The sequence below is a fragment of the Bacteroidia bacterium genome, assembly GCA_019695265.1.
Taxonomy (GTDB): Bacteria; Bacteroidota; Bacteroidia; order JAIBAJ01; family JAIBAJ01; genus JAIBAJ01.
The window spans coordinates 1-21,668 of the sequence record JAIBAJ010000040.1 but is presented as its reverse complement, the minus strand read 5'-3'; the positions used below and the strand labels follow the sequence as shown (position 1 = coordinate 21,668).

Below are 21,668 nucleotides of genomic sequence, written 5' to 3'. Positions count from 1 at the left end.
TGAAGAAACCCATCCATGTCTGAATTCTTAATAAAAGCTGCGCAATTAATCTTAAGTTTATCGATATTAATCGGATTACATGAATTAGGGCATTTTTTACCTGCTAAATGGTTCAAAACCAGGGTAGAAAAGTTCTATTTATTTTTTGACCCCTATTTTTCAATTTTCAAAATCAAGAAAGGCGATACGGAATACGGAATTGGGTGGATTCCATTAGGCGGTTATGTAAAAATTGCCGGCATGATTGACGAAAGTGTTGACAAAGAATTTTTAAACAAACCCGCCGAACCTTGGGAATTTAGAAGTAAACCGGCCTGGCAACGTTTGATTATTATGATTGGAGGGGTTACGGTAAATGTTATTCTGGGTGTTTTAATTTATGCCGGAATAATGTTCTACTATGGGGAAACTTTTCTTCCTATGGAAAATGCAAAATATGGCATTATGGTAGATTCTATTGGATACCATATGGGATTAAGGAATGGTGATAAAATTGTAACGATTCAGAATAAGAAAATTGAAAAGTTTCATGAGATTTACAAGGAAATACTGTTGAATGAGGCCGATAGGATTCAGATAATCAGGGATGGAAAGGCGATGGATGTTCATATTACGGATGAGGCCAAAAAAGAGATGGTAAAGGCCAGAAATAGTGGATTCATTGAACCTAGAATACCGTTTACCGTTGGAGATTTTGATAGCACATCACCCGCTAAATTGGCCGGCATGAAGGTAGATGATCAAATTGTAGCCATTAATGGTGAACCTGTTACCTTTTTCGATGAAGCCCGAACCATTTTAAATGCCAATAAGTCAAAAACCATAGTGGTAACCGTTTTTAGAGCTGGAAAACCGGTTGACCTAACCTTTCATTTGCCAGAAACCGGATTTATGGGTGTTTTTAGGCAACCTTACGAACATTTTTTCACCCTAAAAGTTGTTCATTATTCCCTTTTGCAAAGTTTTCCAAAAGGGATTGAAAAGGCAGTAACCACCTTTGAAAATTACATTAAGCAATTTAAATTAATCTTTTCACCCAAAATTAAAGGGTATGAAAGTGTTGGAGGTTTTGCCTCGATGGGACGAATATTCTCATCGACTTGGAATTGGGAACACTTTTGGAACATCACCGCCTTTTTTTCAATTGTATTGGCAATCATGAATATTTTACCAATTCCGGCTTTGGATGGCGGTCATGTTATGTTTTTATTATATGAAATCATACTTGGCAGAAAGCCTAGCGAGAAATTTATGGAATATGCCCAATATGCAGGAATGGCCATATTGTTTTCGTTGATGATTTTTGCCAATGGAAACGATTTATATCGCTTAGCTACCAAACAATTTTAGATTTATGGAAGTTGAAGGCATCGTAAACAAAGTAGAACAAAGTGGATTAGTCAATTTCAACCTGGAGGATTATTATCCTAAAAACCAGCGCATTGGGTTAGATTTAAAGGATCAACTTTGGCAAGGATTACTATTAAAGGAAAAAGATTTCAGGGACTATATTTCCCAAACGGACTGGACCATTTACCAAGACAAACTGGTTGCAGTTTATTGTTCTACAGAGGCAATTATTCCGGTTTGGGCATACATGTTAGTTGCTTCATCGTTACAACCCTTTGCAGCTAAAATAGTTTTTGGCGATTTAACGAAATTAGAGGAATTAATTTTCCACGATGCCATTCAAAAAATTGATTTGACTCCTTTTCAGGATCAGCGAATAATTGTGCGGGGTTGCAGTAAATATCCGGTTCCGGCTTCGGCTTACCTTGAAATTACTAGTTTGTTAAAACCAATTGCCAAATCGATTATGTTTGGTGAAGCCTGCAGTACTGTTCCGATTTACAAGAAAAAGAATGGTTAATTAGAAGGCAAAATTTGGGTACTTAATTCTCCGAATCCAACCCGAATACCATCCTTTTCGCACCAGCCCCTCATAACCACTGTATCACCATCGTTCAAAAATTTACGTTCAGTACCATCCTGCATTTTTACAGGATTTTTCCCACTCCAAGTTATTTCCAGCATAGAGCCATAGGAACCAACCGTAGGCCCACTGATGGTGCCACTTCCATATAAATCGCCTGTACGAACATTGCAACCATTACTGGTTTGATGTGCCAATTGCTGGTTCATATTCCAATACATGTATTTAAAATTGCTACGGGTAACGCAGGTTTCAGAGGCATTGGCAGGCTTGATGGTAACTTCCAAATTCAGATCAATATTCTTATCTCCAGCATACTCCAGATAAGGAAGAACTTTAGGATCCTGCACAGGTCCTGCAACTCGAAAAGGTTCAAGGGCATCCATCAAAACAACCCAAGGAGAAATAGAAGAAGCGAAATTCTTGGCCAAAAAAGGGCCCAAAGGCACATACTCCCATTTTTGAATATCACGTGCACTCCAATCATTAAACAACACCATGCCCCAAATGAAATTATCTGCCTCTTGGGTTGAAATTGACTTTCCTAAAGGATTGGAACCACTCACAAAAAAACCGGTTTCCAATTCAAAATCCAACAATCGGCAAGGACCAAACCTAGGCGTCGTTTGATCATCGGCTTTGGTTTGTCCTTTTGGACGATGAATAGGTTGTCCGGATGGAATAATAGACGAAGAACGTCCGTGGTAACCAACCGGTAAGTGTTTCCAATTAGGTAATAAGGCATTGGCAGGATCTCTGAACATCATACCTACATTGGTTGCATGCTCCATGCTGGAATAAAAATCAGTGTAATCGCCAATTTGTACGGGCAAGTGAAGTTCACATTCCTTGGCGGGAATCAAAAAAGTTGATAAATCATCCCGGGTTTGAAGTTCAGTTCTACCATCCAGCAATAGTTTTTGAATGTTAAGTCTCAAATCACCTGCATAGTTTCTACCTAATTCCATAAGTCCGTTCAGAAAGGGTTGATTGAACAGTTCGATGGAAGCAGAACTACTTAATATTCCGGCCAAATGAAGAGCGTAAATATCTAAAACATAATCACCAATTGCAACCCCTACCCTTTTGCTTTTACCTTGGTGAGTAAAAACTCCAAAAGGTAAATTGTATATTGAAAAGTCATGATTATCCGGAATATTTACCCAAGACTTAAGTTTGGTAATTGCCATTTTATTGAATTCTAAATTGAAATTGATTTCGGACAAAGGTAGAATTATCGTGATTATGAATCAACTCCCTAAAAGTAACTAATCCGTGGCTATCCATTTGTATGATGGAAGAACAAACCGTTCCATAAGTAGGTAGAGAAATAAACACGGAAGATAGTGCTTGTTCAAGTTCAGGTTTAACCCCGGTGTTTGGCAAAATCTCAAGAGGATAAGTATGGGTATTTAAGAGCAAAGCTTCTAATTCATTTAATTCCATAGATTCATTCAACAGCAAAGTATTAAACTGATCTTTCAAGGATTGAACTTTGGGCCAAGGTGTATCAAGAAAGGCATTGCTGACGCCATAAAGTCCGGGGTCAATTCGTTTTATTTCCATTAGCACATTTGAAACATAGCAAACGGATTGATCTTTCAAGTCACCCAAAATGAGGTTAAATCCATTGTAAGAATCAATATTCTTTTCAATTTGTGAGCAATAGGTACTTGGATCCAGGTTTGAATTTAAATAATTTAAAACCAATTCTCCACGTGAACGAACCTGATCTTTAAGCAAGGAAGGATTCCTATAATTTGTAATTAGGCCAAACTTTCCGTATTTGGTAATACCAAGCCAAGTTCCTCCTTTTTCCAAATCAAGGCCTGATAAAACTGAATTATCCTTCCCATGAAACTTTGCAGATTGAGATTCCCGAGAAAGGAATTCATCCCTATTGGAGATTAACACAAAGGGGAATTGGGTTGATTGCCCAAATGAAAAAACACTAATACACACTATTTACTACGTACCAAGGTAACATGTCCACGGTAGATATGGAATCGATTATGCACATCGGTAATTTCGAAGACATAAACATACACATCTTGTTTTGCAAGATCGCCTGAATTTCTCAGTTTACCATCCCATCCTAATTTTGGATTTTCACTTTTGTAAACTGTTTCACCCCAGCGATTATAGATTCGCATTTCATAGGATTTGATGCCAACTCCATAACCATTGAATGTCTCATTCAAATCGTCTCTTCCATCCTGAGGAGTAAAGGAATTTGGGATATAGAAAACAAAGTCAGGTCTAATAATAGTTGGTCTAGTGACTGTGTCTCTGCAACCAAAACGATTTTCAACAATTAAGGTCGGATGATAGGTTCCGGAATCGGGGTATAAGTAAATTGGATTTTGTATGGTGCTAACATCATTAATGCTATCCCTAACACCAAAGTCCCAATCCCATTTTGTAACAAACAAAGTACTTAAATCGGTAAATGTAATCCAGGCATCTAATTCCGTAGTAGGTTGAGGATCCACAGCAAAATCCGCAATTGGTTTAGGCCAAACATCAATTAAATCATTGAGAGTCAATGAATCCTGACAACCGTCGCTGGTAGTCAAAATTAGCTGGGCATCAAATAAACCATAGCTATCATAGATATTGGTTGCCCTGCTTGGATCATCTGAAAAATGTGCATCTCCAAAATTCCAATGCCAAAAATCAACGGTATAACCTGTTGGATTAGTTATTAAATCGGACAAAGTAACCTCCAGTGGTTGACAACCTTCAATGGTATCGGTAGTAAAAGAAACAACCGGAAGCGGATTTACAATGACATCCTTGGTTGTATCGATAACGCAGTTGTCATCTGTAGTAGCTTCTAAAGTTACAGTAAAAGTACCGGCAGTTTGATAGAGGTGAGTAGGAAAACTATCTGTAGAGCTAGCACCTGCTTCCCCAAAATCCCAAGACCAGGAATCAACATGACCCGGAAATGGCATTTGAGTAGTATTAAAAAATACAGATTGATGTGTGCTACAAGCCGGGGCACATATAAAATCAACTTGTGGAATAGGATAAACGATGGCATTTTTAGTTACATCATTGACACAACCATGGTTGGTAGTAACTTCTAAATTCACAGAAAATGCTCCAAAATTAGAATAATAATAACTAGGATTTTGCAAGGTTGATGTTCCCGGTGTAGGACCATCCCCAAAATCCCAACTCCAGGTATCAATGACATCCGAAAACAGATTAGAAACAGTAGAATAGTCAACGAAAAGAGCGGGGCTTTTCAAACAAGAAGGATCAACGACAAAATCAGCTAAAGGAATTGGGTAAATACTTACCATTTGCGTATCTCTATTTACGCAACCATGAGAAGAAGCTGTAGATAGAATAACCTGGTATGGTCCAGCAGTATTATAGGTTACGGTAGGGTTTGCCTGAGTATTATATGGGAAATTTATAAAAGGTGTTCCGAAACTCCAATATGGATTTAAAGGACCATCGGCATTGGTAGAGTTATTCGTGAAACTAATAGGAAAGCCTGCACAAACATTTGTAAAAGTAAAGTCAGTTACCGGTTTGGAATAAACAAGCACATCAATGGTTGTATCGCTAACACAGCCATGGTTAGTTGTTACTTCCAAAGTAACCGGTTTAGTACCATGAGATCCAAAGATAAAACGAGGATGTTGCTCTGCGTTTCCGGTATCTAAACCTTCCCCGGCATTGAAATCCCAATCAAACCCAACTAAGTTATCGGGATAAGCAACTTGGCCCAATGCAGTAAAATCGGTTTCAAATCCCTGACAAATTGTAGTAGATGAAAAATTGGCAATTGGATCAGGATAAACCAATATTGGTTGTTGAATTGTGGCAGAACATCCTGAATCAGTTTCGGCAGTTAAGGTAACCTGGTAAGTTCCTCCAACCATATAGGTGTATGAAGGATCTTGGACAACATCGGTTGCGTAAGGAAACTGACTTAAAATCCAATCATATGAAACTATTTGTCCGGTAGTTACCGTGCTGGTATTGGTAAAATCGGTAGGGAATCCTGCACAAACCTCGGTACTTGTAAAACCAGGAGTAGGTATTGGATTTACATAGATGGTTAAAGAATCGGGTGCAGAAACACAATTAAAAACAGTGGAGGTAGTTAAAACGATGGTATACTGACCTTCACTTAAGTAAGTAAAATTAGGATTAGTGGCTCCGGAGGTCACAGCCGGGGTTACACCAAAATTCCAAACAAATCCATTCAAAGCATCAACCGAGGAGCTGGAAGAGTTCAGAAAATAAAGTGTTTGACCAAGGCAACGATCTTGGGGATTAATTATTGAAAAGTCAGCTACCGGAATATTTCCAACATGGATTGGTCCTGTATAGGAATTTTGACAACCGATAGCATCTGTAACTGAAAGCTGAACAGAAAAATCGCCGGATGCAGGAAAAACAAAACCTGTATTTTGAACATTGGCAGTATCTGCCGGATTACCTGTTCCAAAATCCCAATGCCAACTTACAATACCACCATTGGTAGAAGAAGAACCATCCGTAAACAAGGTTGTATTACCTAAACATTCTGTTGTTCCATTAAAAAATGGTGTAGGCCTTCTGTTAATAGTAACAAGAACTAGGCTATCGTTTACACAGTTATTGGCATCTGTGGCTGTTATCACCACATTGGCTACACCAACTGAATTAAAAGTATGAGTAGCAGTATTGCCAACGGCATTTTGACCGGGACCAAAATTCCAGGTTACATTGGTAATTGCACCACCTAAACTAGCAGAAGCATCTGTAAATGTAACCGGAACACCAACACAAATATTGGGTACGGTAAAATCCGGATGAGGTACAGGATTTACAGTAATTTGAGAAATCAAGGTATCTCTACAACCGTTTGCATCGGCTGCCATAAGGGTTACAGGAAAAGTACCACTAGCGGGATAGGTAAAACTTGGTGATTGCGCAAGAGAAACGGCATTATTTATTCCAAAACTCCAATTAAAACTCAACACATTGGCATTGGGTGTGGTATTGACAAAGGTGGCCGGTGTACCAACACATGAATTATTAACCGTAAATTGAGCTGTAGGTCTTGGTGTTACTGTTACTTGTTGAATAATAGTATCGGAACATCCGGCATTTGATCCGGCAATAAGTCGAACATTATAAACACCTCCAGTAGCAAAACTATGCGTTGGGTTTTGAAGATTGGATGTTCCTCCGTCGCCAAAATCCCAAAGCCAAGAGCTAATTTGGGAATTATTCACATTGGATAAATCATAGAAATTGACGATTTCCCCGGCGCAGGCGGTTGTAAAATCATAATCTGCATTGACAATACTGGGTTGAATTTGACAATTCAACAAAATTTGACAACCTGCAAACGTGGTAAGCTTACAGGTGTACTGATCTCCAATAACCGGATTACTAACACTTAAAGACTGGCTATTTCCTAGAATGGTATTAGGCTGCGCGGTTTTCCACCACTGGTATTGAGCAAAACCCGGAGGGCCTGTCAAAACAACCTGATTGGAACCGGCACAATAGGCCACATCAATTACGAGAGCCTGGCAAGATCCATACAAATAAGCATAACCAAAATGCCCCCCCAAATCACAATCGCCTGTAGAAAAATCAATATTTATTGACTGATTCAAATATGGTGTCAAATCCAAAGCGGCAGTTTGCCAATTCTGCCATTCTACCCCATTACAATTCGAAAAATTCCCTTGGTTAGTACCACAACCACCGGAGGCATAGTTATAAGATGCACAGTTAGGATCGATAACATTTCCGGCTGCATTAGTCACTTTAACCTGAAACCGGGGCTGCTCCGAGCAACTATGTCCGGGACTTTCCAAAACTACTGCAAAACTATAAATAAACAAGGCATTACCAGGAGTAACAATCGGAATAGTATAACGCAAACGTTCAGCCTCCGCGCCAACATTGGAATCACCTAATCGAGCAACTTGTGGAACTCCAGGAGGCAAAATTTGCAAACCTCCACACGTATTAGGATCAACCCCTGGTGCGCTAATGATGGTATGTCTGCCGGGTACTAAGCCAGGAGTATTCGCAACAATTGGACAACATCCACCGGTGAATCCATTCCATCCATTAAAATTTTGAAAAAAGAAGTCGGAATTATCACATTGACTTTGTGATTGAGAATAAGACACAGAACCCCCCGCCACTAAGGCAAAAAAACTTAGAACTATCCTAACATAAAAGTGGTGGCGTATCATTTACCCATAGGTCTAACAGGGGAATGGCAAATATAATCTTTTTTTTTGAGAAAACTTCCAAAAAAAATTGAAACGACCTAAATTATAAACAATTTCTTAAAAGTCTAAGCTTCTGCTATGGAAAAGGTAAAACTCTCCATTATCTGATTTGCTAAAAGAGATTTACAGGCCTTTTCAACCTTTCTCTCAGCTTCTTCCTTGGTTTGTGCATCCACCTCCAGTTGAATATGTTTACCAATTCTCACATTGGTAATTTCAGGAAGACCAAGATTCTTCATACTTCCGGATACAGCTTTACCTTGCGGATCCAACAAGGCTTTTAACGGCATTACGTCTATTTCGGCGACAAATTTCATGTTTTTGGTTTGAAAGTGCAAAGATGGTGGAAGCAAATGGATTTCAAAATTGATTTCATTACTTTTGATAAATTTTTTCCAATGCGTCTTTCCTATCCTTTTGTCATTTGTTGGATAACCTTCCTTCTGGCTTTTTCTTCAACAAAAGCTCAATCTTATTTCCGAATCAAACAACAGGTTATTCAATACTGGTCTGGAACATGGGAAAACTACGAGCGTTTAACCTTTTCCTACGATTCGGCAGGCAATCTTTCAGGTAAAATAAAAGATGTCTTTACCCTCAATACCTCCTCCGGTAGCTGGAACCTTTACAGTCGTGAAAATACCCTGTTTGATTCTCTTCACCGCCCCGTACAAGCAACTACTCAGCTTTACAGTAACAGCAATTGGAACAATTACTTCCAATTGAATTATGCGTATGATAGTTTAGGTAATCAGATTATGAAAACCTCTGCCAACTGGATTAACAACAACTGGAGTATTCAATTGGGTGAAAAAAGAAACTTTACCTTTCAAAATAACCTGCCTGACTCCATTCGTATAGAAACCTGGAACAACAACACCTCTTCCTTTGAAAACCAAAAATTGTTTATTTGGAATTACTCAGGAAATTCCCCAGTTTCAGCACAAATATACCAATGGAATAACGGTTGGAATCCTATTCAAAATTTACAAGCTCTTTCCTTCCTAAATCCATATTCAACCGGAGATTTTATGCAATGGTACAACGACAACCGGACATCTTATGAACTTTACCAAATAGTTTCAGGAAATTTCGTAGGTCTTGAAAAAGCTAATTTTTCGTGGGCAAATCCAGGCAAACCGAACCTAGAGGTATACCAGCGTTTTACCAATGGACTTTGGCTGGATAGCCTTAAAAATGAATATGATTATTACACGTCTAATGGTCGAATTAAGGAAATAAGGAACTTCAGCCAGGTCAATAATTCCTGGTACCAATACAATGGCACCCACACCAATTATACCGACAATGCTCAAGGCGATATTGACTACCAAATTGAGCTGGATTTTCAAAATCAATCCTGGGAAAATCAGAAGAAAATAATCTACACATACGAACTTCAAACAGGAATTGAGGTTGAGAAATCCCCCCCCTATTTGGTATACCCCAATCCGGCTACCGATTTACTTTTTCTTCCTGAAACAAACTCGTCTTCTAACTGGGTTGTTTACAATATACTCGGACAAAATTTCGAACTTTCTAAGGCTGACCATGGTATACTTTCGATAAGCTCATTAAGCCCGGGAATATATTTCCTTAGCCATCCCCAACTCAACTATGCCATACGGTTCGTAAAGCAATAAATGAAATTAACTCACTATGCCCTTTATCAGCTAATAACTCAGCCCGAACAATCTTGAATTTTGAACTAAAAAATAAGTCAATCCTAAATTGATATTGAATAAACTCAGAATCATAACCCTTGATTGCTGGACTAAAATTTATATTTTTAATTTCACTCTTTACCAGATTTCGGATAAAGTTTCACCCGGCAATCTTGTAGCAGAAAGTATGAAAGTAAAGAAATGAGAGTTAAAAACAATTTCCCTTTTTTTCTACACTATTTTCCTAATCAAACATCAATATTGCCTTAATTATTGGGCTTGCACCTCGGGCAACGATAGAGGCAAGTAGCCCACAGGACACCTACGGCTTTAGCCTAGGTGGACGAGGACTACAGCCGATAGCGTGACCCGAAGCCCATGGTCTGAACTCTATAAATTCCCGGAAAATTAGGAGGGCGAGGGGGCCCGCCAAAAACACTTTACCATGCTTCGAAACTTGTACACACAAGAATAAGAACCACACAACCTGCATTCGGATAATACAATGTAAGCATAATTTACTGATAGGCCTTTTTTGCTTATTCTTTCCGTATTACATTTGGGCACTTAAGCTTTTTCAATGAATCGCAGAGATTTACTCAAAAACATGGGCATCACAGCCGGCGGACTAGCCTTAGCCCCTACCGATAGTTTCTCACAATTACTAAAATCAGGTCCCGGATTTACGAAACAAGATTTTGGAAAGGATTTTCTTTGGGGAGTTGCTACTGCAGCCTACCAAATTGAAGGAGCCTGGAATTTAGACGGGAAAGGTGAAAGTATTTGGGACCGCTTTGTGCATACCAAAGGCAAAATTAAACGGGGCGAAACGGGCGATGTTTCCTGCGATTTTTACCATACCTACGATTCGGACCTAGCTATTTTGCAATCGCTGAATATGAATGTTTTTAGGTTTAGTACCTCGTGGACCCGTGTTTTACCTGATGGGATCGGACAACCTAACCAAAAAGGACTGGACTATTATCACCGGGTAATTGATTCCTGTTTAGAAAAAGGCATACAACCCTGGCCAACCCTTTACCATTGGGATTTACCTCAAAAACTTCAAGACAAAGGAGGATGGATGAACAGAGAAGTGATTGATTGGTTTTCGGAATATGCTCATTTAATTACCAAAACGTATGGTGATAAAGTTAAAAACTGGATGGTTCTTAATGAGCCCATGTCATCGGCCGGACTTGGTTACCTTCTGGGTTATCACGCACCCGGAATACGTGGGGTGAAACATTTCTGTGCGGCTGTTCATCATTTAACCTATTGCCAGGCCGAAGGTGCCCGGATTATTCGAAGCAATGTACCTAAAGCCCAAATTGGAACGACCTTTTCGTGCAGCCATATTGTACCTTGGAAAGACGAAGCTAGAGACGGTAAAGCGATGACCCGATGGGATACCCTGCTAAATACCTTGTTTTTTGAACCATCCTTAGGGTTGGGATATCCTACCGAAAAGTTACCCATGATTAAGCCCATTGAAAATTATATAAAAGATGGAGACATGGAAAAATTGAAGTTCGATTTTGACTTTATCGGTGTTCAGAATTATACCCGAGAAATGATAAAAAAACTTTGGTATATTCCGTATGTGAAAGGCTTGGAGGTTCCACCCAAGAAGCGAAAAGGAGTTAGTGAAATTACCCTAATGAATTGGGAAGTGTATCCGGAAGGAATTTACCACTTGCTGAAAAAATTTGCTGCTTATCCGGGCGTTAAAAAACTAATTGTTACAGAAAATGGTGCATCGTTTCCGGATTATGTTTTAGGGGACCGGGTGCATGATACACAACGTGTAAACTATTATCAACGCTACGTAGAGCAGGTATTAAGGGCCAAAAAAGAAGGTATAAATGTGGGTGGATATTTTTGTTGGACTTTACTCGACAATTTTGAATGGGCGGAAGGTTATAAGCCACGTTTTGGAATTGTATATGTAGATTTTGCAACTCAAAAACGAATAGTGAAAGACAGTGGACTTTGGTTCAGAGATTTTTTAGCTAAGAAATAGTTTTTTTATTAGGCGGGCCCCATTCGCAATAAGTTCTTGCTAAATCCCGGCTAATTGCAATGCTCATGGTCGGGCTATCGGCTGTAGTCCTCGTCGCATGCTGCACCGAAAGGGTTCGGCGCAGCATACTCCTGTGGGCTACTTGCCTCTATCCCTGCCCGGACACAACCCCAGAATTACCTACTACTTCCAAAAATAATCAACCTAATTAGTTTAAACCCAAATTCCTCGATCGAAATTTAAAACTGCTTTTCCAGACAAGTGTTGGTAAGGTTTTGAAGTAATCCCAAAATTGTCATTTGAAATTTTAAACTACGTTTCGAGACAAGTGTTAGTAAGGTTTTCAAGTAATTTTAATTGGTAAGAATACCGAGAGTACAAAATGTAAGTCCAATTAAGTGTTAATATTTCTTGTAAAATAGGACTAACATTTTGTTTCCTCGGCACTAACTAACACTAGCCTGGGGTTAATCCGAATTTTCACGCATTCCACCGGCCTTGTCATTTTTTCACTTTGTTTCAAATGACAATTTTGGAATTACTGCAATAAACCTAAAACAGGGAAAGAACTGTTCGTGGAAATTTAGTTTATTCTCTAAACTCCAAGGCACCTAAATCCGGAATTCCATCCAGGGTTCTGCTATTCCCTTCTAAATCGTTTTGGGTATCCGAGGTTAGAAAATCCAAGGAGCCTCGGTTACGTGCCGGAGAACCGGCTCTTAAACGATAATTATTAATGGAATAATCTACAAAAAGACTATCCCCATCTGGATTTTTTATCACGTTATTAAACTTCAGTGCATCAGAGGTATCAAAATCATCCTTAACTCTAAACAAGCAATAATTGAATTGGTAGCTAAAGTTTCCGGCATCGGCTTTATCAAACTCCAATTCAGAAGGATTGCTACCATAGATTATGCAGTTTTGGAAAGTGGCTTCGTCTAAATCTCTTGCAAAAACAGTTTCATTTTCGTCTTTAAAGTAGTTATTGAGTACCACACAAGGAGTATTGCGAGTGCTGTAGGAGTAATAATTAGCAAAGGTACAATTGTTGGCTCGGTAATTTCCGCCATATAAAAATCCTGCTGCCACCTGTCCGGCATTTGCCATGATACAATTTTCCAATAGCACCTTACTTCCTCTGCCCAAAAAGCCGGCAGAGGCAAAATTTAATAACCTGGAATTACGGATAAAAATCTCATAATTATTACCTGCAACGGAAAAGGAATCGGCCACAATTCCCATGTTTCCGTTTTTAATAATGGCATGTTGAATGGTTGCAGCGGCAGGTTTAAACAATCGGATATACTCCCATTGTCCGGGCATATTTCGGTAATTCAACTCCAAGCGATCACCCTGAATGGATACCGAATCGGATAAAGTACCATTAATAAACAAGGAACCCTCATCGACATAAATGCCGGAATATCGGTGGATATGCACCCTGGTTCCCGGGTCCATAGTTAAGGAGCATCCCTTTTTCACTCTGGCAAAACCATAAATTACATGAGGTTTATCGTTATGCCAATGTTCATCGCATGTTAAATCAAAAACCCCGGTTGAATCAGAAGGTCCCGGAAAGTGAAAATACGCATCCTGGCCAAAGGCAACTAAATCCATATCTTGAGTTACACCATTGGTTACAAACAGAATACTATCGGTTACAATAAGCGGCGTGTTGAGGTTATTGGGATCAAGGGTTACCTCTACAAACCCCCAAATGCTATCGTTTGGGGCAATTTCAATATCGGAAAAACTACGTCCCGACATACCATCCATATTAATCCGGAACTTACTAGCCTCGCCACCTGCCAAATAAATTTGGCTTATCCGGATATTCTCGTTGTGCCTGTTATAAACCTTAAACGATCTTGTAGCTGAACCCAAGGTGGTAAAAACGGTATCAAACATTACGGTATCTTTATCAAATTCCAAAACACCGGAAGTAGTAAAAGTCTCTTTACGACAAGAAGTACCCAGGATACCTAGTAGAAAAATTACACTTAAAAAAACTAAAAATCGCATTTGAATTGAAAGGGTTAAAAGTAAATAATTAAAAGGTTGCTGCCTCAGTCAAATCCTAACACAGGGAATTTATACTTTTGCAGCGGCAATAACTCAGATTTAGTGGGTTTATTGCTTATCAACATTGACTTTTTCTTTCACCCTCATTTGGAGCATTTAAAAACTATATTTGGGAAATCACCTTTAGCAAAAAACTTCCTTGTTCTTTTGTCTGGAGGCTTTGTTGCTCAAATAATTCCGGCATTACTATCTCCAATATTGAGTAGATTATACAATCCAAGTCAGTTTGGAGAATTTGGATTTTGGTCTAATTTGGCCAATACCTTGGCAATAGTATCCACCCTGAGATACGAAATGGCCATCGTTTTACCCAAAGCAGATGAAGATGCTCAAAAACTGCTAAAAGGCAGTTGGATGATTGCCTTGTTGGTTGCTATTTTATCCGGCTTATTGACCTATTTATTTATACCCAACTTAAGCAATGCCGGACTTACGGCCGAACTGGTTGCTATTTTAACCGGATTATATGTTTTTCTGACCGGAATCAATCAATCGATCAATTATTGGTTTATACGCAAAAAAGCATTTAGAAAAACCTCTTTAAACAAGATAGTGCAAAGTTTTTCGATTAGCTTTTTCAGTCTTCTTTTTGGTTTTTATTGTATTGCCAATGGTTTAATATTTGCCTATGCATTAGGGGCCATTTTTTTGTCTGTATTCTCAGTTTGGCAAGCGGGAATTGGAAACTTAAAATTGGGTCAATTTGAAATAAACAAGGAATGGAAAGAACTTTGGAAATACAAAGAATTCCCTATATTTACTGCACTACCAGCTCTATTCAATGGAATTTCGATAACTATACCGGTTTTTATAATACTCCATTATTTTGATGCAACTCAAAGCGGGTATTATAGCTTTGTGAGGCAGGTAATTTTTGTACCATTGGCATTTGTGACTGCCATGATTGCCCAAGTCACCTTTTCCGAAACCTCTGAAAAGATAAGAAACAAACAAAGCATCAAAAGAAACCTAATACAGGTAGTGCTTTGGCTACTAATACCTGCAATAGTTGGTTTGGTTGTGTTGAATGCTTGGGGCCCATATTTGTTTTCCATTTTATTTGGAGAGCAGTGGATAACGGCAGGAAAACTAGCAGGAATGATGATGGTATCTATTGGAATTCAAGCTATTGTTTCACCAATTAGTCCTACCCTAACCGCCTTAAACAAGGTAAAAATATTAGGATTATGGCAGCTTGGATTTTGTTTACTTACATCCTGTTTGTATTTTTTCATTCATTTACCATTTGAGCAATTCTTACAACTATCGATACTATTCGACAGTACCGCCTACACTATTTATGGTTTACTGATATTTTGGCAAACCATGCGCTATGAAAACCAATTAAGAACCTTATAAATTCCATTGAATTGATTTCCCCAACATTCATCGGTCAACTAAAAAACATTGGACTCCATTATGGAGCAATACTTTACACCTTTTTGTTTTCGGTTATTTGCATTGGAGTTCACCATTATACAGGTTTTACTTATTTTGGACCATTGGCCTTGTTTTATGTATCATTTTTAATTTCATATTTATTTCTGGCTATTAAGTTACCCTTTGCTGTAAATATTCAACAATGGTTTCTTAGGTTTCAACTTAATCCATCCACCCAGGAGCGGATAATTCAAGGATTGATGTGGTTCTCCTTCCTTTTTGTACCCTTACATTGGTATATTTTAGGAGGAATTCCAACCATACGTGGATTCCTAAGCAACAATTCCTTTGAAATTTATGAAATAAGAAAGAACATTACCAATGTACCAACCCTTTTCAATTACTTGTATAGTTTTGAAATAAAGGCGATATTGCCATTTTGTTTGCTTTATTTATACAAAACCGGCAATAAGTTCTTTTGGCTATTCTTATTGTTTTCTACCTGTTATGGGTTATCCCTAATCATGAAAAGTCCAATCCTTACCATTCTATTACCTTTAGGAATTAGTAGTTTATTAGATAAGAAATTTTGGTTGGGATTAGGTTTGGCAGGTATTATTGGAATAGGTACAGTTCTATTATCGTTCTGTTCAAATCCTGTTCTACGCGGGGGAGATACCTTCCAAGCCACTTCCGGAATTGTGGATGAGACTCCAAAAACCTTTCAAGAATCAACCAAAAAAAGTGTTGCAGGACTTCAGAATCGAATCATTTATGTTCCGGGGAAAACGGTAGCTTTTTGGTTTGTATGTGTACCTGACTCGATGCCATTCTTAGAAGGTAGAGGTAATAAAATAATTGCCGGATTGAAAGGAGAAACTTTTGTAGACTACTCCACCGAATTGTATCGGTATATTTATCCGGGTTATTACCGAAGAGGGTATCAAGGAAGGGTTAACTGCGCTTCATTTATGTACGATTATGCCAACTTTGGAACAAAAGGAATGGTATTCAGTGGAATATTCCTTTCAATTGTTTTTTACCTGGTTTTTCTATTTACTCGTTTTAATCCACGCTTATCTCTTCCCATTAATTTATCCAGTTGTTTAATGATATCTTCCACCTCTTTAACCACCTTGTTATTAACCGGAGGTTGGGGGATATTGGTTTTACTAGGACTTTTTACATCCAAGTTATTTCATGAAAAATCCTAAAACAGGTATTTGCCATATCTCCACAGCTCATCTTGGATTGGATATTCGTATATTCCAAAAAGAATGTACTACCCTGGCCTTACAGCCCGATATGGAAGTACATTTGATTATTCAGGACACCCATTCTCGGAATATAAACGGGGTTCATATACATGCCTTACCCATTCAAACCAGCCGTTTAAAACGTTTTATTTCAAATGGATGGTTAGCCTTTCGAACCGGATTAAAAACCGGGTCAGTTCTATTCCACTTTCATGATCCCGAGTTTATTCCTTTTGCCATTTTACTAAAACTGTTTGGGAAAAAAGTCATTTACGATGTTCATGAAAACTTACCAAAAGATATACTTGAAAAAGAATGGGTTGGAGGGACGAGACAAAGAAAAATTGTATCCGGGCTTGCTCGATTAATGCAACAATTTGGAGCTTTATTTTTTGATGGAATAATCTCTGTTTCGGATGAAATTGCAGCCGATTTCCCAGCCCGAAAATCGCATGTAATCAGCAATTACCCTATTCTTTCTAAAATAGATTCCATTGCAAAGAAAGACTTAGGCTATTCGAATCCAATTCTCATTTACACCGGAGGATTAACTCGCATTCGTGGAATAAAAGAATTAATTCAGGCTATGGATTATATTGAGGATGCTAAACTAATCCTAATGGGAACTTGGTCCGATTCAGGTTTCGAAAAAGAATGTTTAGAATTGCTTAACAAGGACAAAGTGGAAGTAATAGAGCAACAACCTTTAGAGGTAGCCTATACCTATATGAAAGCCGCACACGTAGGAGTTGTCAATTTTCTACCGGTAGCCAATCATGTGAATTCAAGGCCTAACAAACCATTTGAATACATGGCAAGCGGAATTCCAATAGTAATGAGTTCATTTGAAGCTTGGAAAGAGATTTTTCAGCCCTGTGCTTTATTTGCGAACCCTCAAAACCCTTCCGAAATTGCCCATGCTATTAAGCGCTTACTTCAAGACCCTGAATTAGCCTCTACCTTGGGACAAGCGGGCCGAAAAGAAATTTTAGACAACTACAGCTGGGAATCCATTACCCCACAATTCTTGACTATTTACCATCAGCTATTAAAACAATCCTAATTTTCAACAACCAGAATAAGTCAAGAATGCTAGTAAGTGTAGTTATACCTTGTCGAAACGAAGAAGACTATATCGAATCTTGTATTCGTTCGGTTTTCCAATCCACCTATTCTTCCTTGGAAGTTATAGTGGTAGATGGTAAAAGCACTGATCAAACCATCTCCATATTGAACCAGCTTAAATCGGAATTCCCGGAATTGAAATTGGTTGTCAATGAAAAACAAACAACTCCATTTGCTCTTAACCTTGGAATTAAAGCATCCAACGGTGAAATAATTATCATTTTGGGCGCACATTCTGAATTGTCTTCCAACTACGTTCAAGGTTGTGTGGAGCAGCTAAGCAAACAAAAAGAATTGGGATGTGTTGGAGGTGTATTGGAAAATGTTTGTTTGGATGAATTAACTCGGGTAATTTCCTTGGGAATGGGTTCAGGATTCGGTGTAGGAAATGCCTATTTTAGAACTGGTTCTAGTAGCGGCTATGTAGACACGGTTGCCTTTGGAGCTTATCCTCGATTCGTTTTTGACCAGATTGGCTTTTTTGACGAGGATTTAACACGTAACCAGGACGATGAATTTAATTTCAGACTATTGAAAAACGGATATAAAATCTGGCTTTCTAAAGATTTTTCGGTCAGGTATTATGTTCGTTCAAATTGGGAAAAGCTTCGAAAACAATACTTCCAATACGGATATTGGAAGGTATTTGTCAATAGAAAACACCAAACCATCACCACTATTCGTCAATTAATTCCCTTTTTCTTTGTTTGTTTTCTCTTGAGTGGAATAGCTTGTTTATTGATTCCGGGATATTGGATTTTCTATTTGTTTGTCCTTTTGTCCTACCTGATTTCTGCGTGCTATTTTGCCTATCAACAAAGTTCTAAATTAGGGTCATTGGTTCCATTGATATATACTTTTTTGATTCTTCATTTAAGTTATGGGTGGGGATATTTCAGAGGAATTATCGACTTTTACCTGCTAAACATTTCAAAACCGGGGCAATCCGGACTTACCAGATAAAATGAATTCGGCCGGGTTGTTGAACAAATTGAACCAAGCGTGTTGGCTGGGTTTTGCCATCCTGCTTCCCTTTGGCCCTATTTGGTCGACCTGGTTAATTCTTCCCTTAGTTATACTTGGAATTGGTATTCGTATTCAATCCAAACAAACCATATCCAATCAATCCTCCTTTCCTTTTCCGGGCTTGATGATTGTATTCTGGCTTCTTACCCTGGCATCTGTACTCTACAGCTCCAACCAAACGGAAGCCCTCACAAAAACAATTCAAAAAGCAGCCTTCCTTTTATTCCCAATCCTTTACTTTCTAAATCCTAGTGGTATTCTAGTTCATTCCAAATTCCGAACCTATTATATTTTCTCGGTTTGCCTTTCCTTATTAAGTTGTTACCTGGCTTCCTTCTATGAATATTTATCTTTGGGAGACCACCACTTTTATTACTCTTCCTTCGTAAGGTGGATGCATCCTTCCTACTTCAGCTTGCATCTCTTGTTAGCTTCGTCTATCTTGCTATACGACTTAAAAACAATTAGCTTGAAAACGATTCCAACAAAGAATCAACTATTCAGTTTTTTCATCTTTCTATTCATTCAAATTGGATTGGCAAATACAGCTTCTAAAGCCGGGATAATTATCGACGGAATTTTATTAATTTTCTTTTCCTACATAGTATTAAAAAATGCCCGCTATGGTCAGTTTCGTTTTATCATCCTTCTAGTATTAGCCGGTTTTAGCCTTTTCTTCCTTTCAAAAACAAGTCTTCTTGAAAAAACCAGGTTCAAATCCTTACTAACTTATGTGAAATCAGGTGGGGAGAAGGCGGATGCCGGAGATAGTAATCGTATGCGAACCCAAATTTACCAGGCATCCATCGAGGTTGCAAAGGAAAACTGGCTTTTTGGTGTTGGTTGTGGTGATGTAATGGATGAATTAGAAAATTACTACCAAAGACTAAACCTTCGAATTCCAGCAGAACGCACCTACAATCCACACAACCAGTTTCTTCAAACAACCATTAGCAATGGAATACTTGGCCTAATTTTGCTTCTAACCATGTTTATGGGTGGTTTTTGGGCTGGAATTAAATACCAAAGTCCGGTATTTTTGTCTTTCCTTTTCATTTGCTTTGTCCATTTTATGTTTGAGTCCATGCTTGAACGACAAAATGGAATCTACTTCTTTTGTTTTATTTACCTCTTACTTTTGCCATCTAAATCCAGCACTGTCTCTTCATGATTCCTTTTTCACCTCCCCACATTTCCCAATCTGTAATTGATGAAGTAGTTGACTCCTTGCGCTCCGGATGGATTACAACCGGTCCCAAGACAAAACTATTGGAATCTGAAGTAGCTAAATATGTAGGTAGTCCGAAAGTTTTATGCCTTAATTCGGCAACTGCAGGATTAGAATTAGCATTGCGATGGTTTGGAGTAAAAGCCGGAGATGAGGTTATTTTACCTGCTTATACCTATTCTGCAACAGCAAATGTTGTAATGCATTGCGGCGCAACTCCAGTATTAGTGGATGTTCAGGCTGAAGATTTCAATATTTCTATTAAAAACATTCAGGCTGCTATTAGCCCTCGAACCAAGGTCATTATGCCGGTAGATATTGCAGGATATCCATGCGATTACCAGGAATTATTCCAACTTGTTTCACAATCCAAAACCTTGGAACTGTTTCAGGCTGAAAACCTTAACCAACAAAAATTAGGAAGAATTCTGGTATTATCCGATGCCGCACATTCCTTTGGGGCCATCTACCACGGTAAAAAATCAGCTCAATGGGCCGATATGGCCGTTTTCTCTTTTCATGCTGTAAAAAATCTAACCACTGCTGAAGGTGGTGCCTTGTGTCTAAATCTTCCTGCAAGTTTCAACCCGGAAGAAGAGTATAAAAACTTGGTAACCAAAGCATTGCATGGACAAAATAAAGACGCCTTGGCTAAAACCCAAAAAGGAAATTGGGAATACGACATTGTTGAACCCGGTTATAAATGGAATATGCCTGACGTACTTGCAGCAATTGGATTAGCTTCTTTACGCACCTATGATGGAGAAGATTTGGTTAGAAGAAAATCTATAATGGACCAATACAACAAGGCTTTCGAAAAATACCCTTGGGCCGAACTACCTATTTATGAATCTCAGCATAAAACCTCTTCTTACCATTTATACATGCTTCGTATCAAAGGGGTAAGCCTGGCTCAGCGAAATGAAATTATTCAAAGAATTTTCGATAAAGATGTTTCTGTAAATGTTCATTTTAAACCCATACCCCTTCTCTCTGCCTATTCCGACATGTTTTCAATAAACAATTATCCGGTAGCTTACGACAATTATTGCAGAGAAATAAGTTTGCCGGTATACTTCGACCTAAACGATAGCCAAGTGGAACAGGTTATCCAGGCTGTTGTTAGCAGTGTAGCTGAAGTGTTGAACTAAGAAATAGTTAGTACATCTCCATCCCAAACCAAGTTATCGCTCTCACAGGAGATGTGATGCTTGGTTACCCCTTTTTCAGGTAAATAGTCACCCGTAGTAAAGGTTGGAATATGAATGTGCACATTTTCAGCCAGATGTTCTACTCCATCAATTAATACTCTCCAATAGAGACGATTATCCTTGCAATCAGTATTATACCTGAGCTTTATGGTATGCTTTTTCATTGCAGCAAAATTACATGGAAATTAACATACCACAATACCTATTTTATGCCAGAAACCGACTTAAATGTGAGGTAGCGTTTATTGAAAAAATCAAGCATATCCATTCGTATCCATTTTAAAATAGCTAGTGTGCGGGCCCCCTCCGCCTCCATCCTTTTGCCAAGATACTCAAACGACTTGCATAGGCGTTCGGGTCACGCTATCGGATTTCTATGTTCAATTTACATTGTACTGAAAATTTTTTTCGTACTTTTTTTCATTTCTTACACATGCAAATATCCTAAGGACAATTTTGTTTCTTATTGCATTA

General features: G+C 38.5%; 16 protein-coding genes. 10 read left to right on the top strand and 6 right to left on the bottom strand.

Annotated elements, in window-relative coordinates; translation table 11 throughout:
- The first annotated feature begins 15 nt into the window (after positions 1–15).
- Both rseP and K1X82_07670 read left to right on the top strand, forming a co-directional pair.
- Positions 16–1,350, top strand: a complete 1,335-nt coding sequence (gene rseP / locus K1X82_07675) for an RIP metalloprotease RseP (GenBank protein ID MBX7181975.1) — start codon at positions 16–18, stop codon at positions 1,348–1,350.
- 4 nt (positions 1,351–1,354) lie between these two features.
- On the top strand, positions 1,355–1,870 hold the full coding sequence (locus K1X82_07670; GenBank protein MBX7181974.1) for a DUF2480 family protein: 516 nt from the start codon (positions 1,355–1,357) through the stop codon (positions 1,868–1,870).
- Here the strand turns inward: K1X82_07670 and fahA are convergent.
- The 4 genes from fahA to purS all read right to left on the bottom strand — a co-directional run bounded on the left by fahA (position 1,867) and on the right by purS (position 8,513).
- A complete protein-coding gene (fahA, locus tag K1X82_07665) occupies positions 1,867–3,123 on the bottom strand; it encodes a fumarylacetoacetase (protein MBX7181973.1) in 1,257 nt (418 codons plus the stop codon). The two genes, K1X82_07670 and fahA, sit on opposite strands and share 4 nt — an antisense overlap.
- Before the next feature lies 1 nt (position 3,124).
- Complete coding sequence (locus tag K1X82_07660) at positions 3,125–3,895, bottom strand: NRDE family protein (GenBank protein MBX7181972.1); 771 nt, start codon at positions 3,893–3,895, stop codon at positions 3,125–3,127.
- Positions 3,895–8,091 carry a PKD domain-containing protein gene (locus tag K1X82_07655; GenBank protein ID MBX7181971.1) on the bottom strand — a complete coding sequence of 1,399 codons (4,197 nt, stop codon included), beginning with the start codon at positions 8,089–8,091 and terminating at the stop codon, positions 3,895–3,897. Before K1X82_07655 ends, K1X82_07660 begins: the two co-directional genes overlap by 1 nt.
- A gap of 170 nt (positions 8,092–8,261) precedes the next feature.
- Positions 8,262–8,513, bottom strand: coding sequence for a phosphoribosylformylglycinamidine synthase subunit PurS (gene purS / locus K1X82_07650; GenBank protein MBX7181970.1), 252 nt, complete (start codon positions 8,511–8,513; stop codon positions 8,262–8,264).
- An 81-nt stretch (positions 8,514–8,594) separates the two neighbouring features.
- On the opposite strand from purS, the gene K1X82_07645 reads away from it, so the two are divergent.
- Together K1X82_07645 and K1X82_07640 are read left to right on the top strand one after the other, a co-directional pair.
- Entirely contained in the window at positions 8,595–9,839 is a 1,245-nt protein-coding gene (locus tag K1X82_07645; protein ID MBX7181969.1) for a T9SS type A sorting domain-containing protein, read from the top strand.
- Between the two features lie 628 nt (positions 9,840–10,467).
- Positions 10,468–11,883 (top strand): beta-glucosidase, encoded by a 1,416-nt coding sequence (locus K1X82_07640; protein MBX7181968.1) that lies wholly within the window; start codon positions 10,468–10,470, stop codon positions 11,881–11,883.
- Between the two features lie 588 nt (positions 11,884–12,471).
- On the opposite strand, the gene K1X82_07635 is transcribed toward K1X82_07640, so the two are convergent.
- Positions 12,472–13,908, bottom strand: a complete 1,437-nt coding sequence (locus tag K1X82_07635) for a hypothetical protein (GenBank protein MBX7181967.1) — start codon at positions 13,906–13,908, stop codon at positions 12,472–12,474.
- Between the two features lie 207 nt (positions 13,909–14,115).
- On the opposite strand from K1X82_07635, the gene K1X82_07630 reads away from it, so the two are divergent.
- The 6 genes from K1X82_07630 to K1X82_07605 are packed head-to-tail and all read left to right on the top strand — an operon-like array spanning position 14,116 to position 21,134.
- The gene (locus K1X82_07630) at positions 14,116–15,327 is read left to right on the top strand and encodes an oligosaccharide flippase family protein (protein ID MBX7181966.1); all 1,212 of its coding nucleotides are present in this window, start codon (positions 14,116–14,118) and stop codon (positions 15,325–15,327) included.
- A gap of 11 nt (positions 15,328–15,338) precedes the next feature.
- Positions 15,339–16,562, top strand: a complete 1,224-nt coding sequence (locus tag K1X82_07625; protein ID MBX7181965.1) for a hypothetical protein — start codon at positions 15,339–15,341, stop codon at positions 16,560–16,562.
- Positions 16,549–17,667, top strand: a complete 1,119-nt coding sequence (locus K1X82_07620; GenBank protein ID MBX7181964.1) for a glycosyltransferase family 4 protein — start codon at positions 16,549–16,551, stop codon at positions 17,665–17,667. The genes K1X82_07625 and K1X82_07620 overlap by 14 nt, the downstream gene beginning before the upstream one ends.
- A 26-nt stretch (positions 17,668–17,693) precedes the next feature.
- Positions 17,694–18,692 (top strand): glycosyltransferase family 2 protein, encoded by a 999-nt coding sequence (locus K1X82_07615; GenBank protein ID MBX7181963.1) that lies wholly within the window; start codon positions 17,694–17,696, stop codon positions 18,690–18,692.
- A gap of 1 nt (position 18,693) precedes the next feature.
- Complete coding sequence (locus tag K1X82_07610) at positions 18,694–19,926, top strand: O-antigen ligase family protein (protein ID MBX7181962.1); 1,233 nt, start codon at positions 18,694–18,696, stop codon at positions 19,924–19,926.
- Positions 19,923–21,134: a DegT/DnrJ/EryC1/StrS family aminotransferase gene (locus K1X82_07605; GenBank protein ID MBX7181961.1), complete on the top strand. Its 1,212-nt coding sequence runs from the start codon at positions 19,923–19,925 to the stop codon at positions 21,132–21,134. The genes K1X82_07610 and K1X82_07605 overlap by 4 nt, the downstream gene beginning before the upstream one ends.
- On the opposite strand, the gene K1X82_07600 is transcribed toward K1X82_07605, so the two are convergent.
- Complete coding sequence (locus K1X82_07600; GenBank protein MBX7181960.1) at positions 21,131–21,358, bottom strand: hypothetical protein; 228 nt, start codon at positions 21,356–21,358, stop codon at positions 21,131–21,133. The genes K1X82_07605 and K1X82_07600 overlap by 4 nt on opposite strands.
- Positions 21,359–21,668 lie beyond the last annotated feature (310 nt).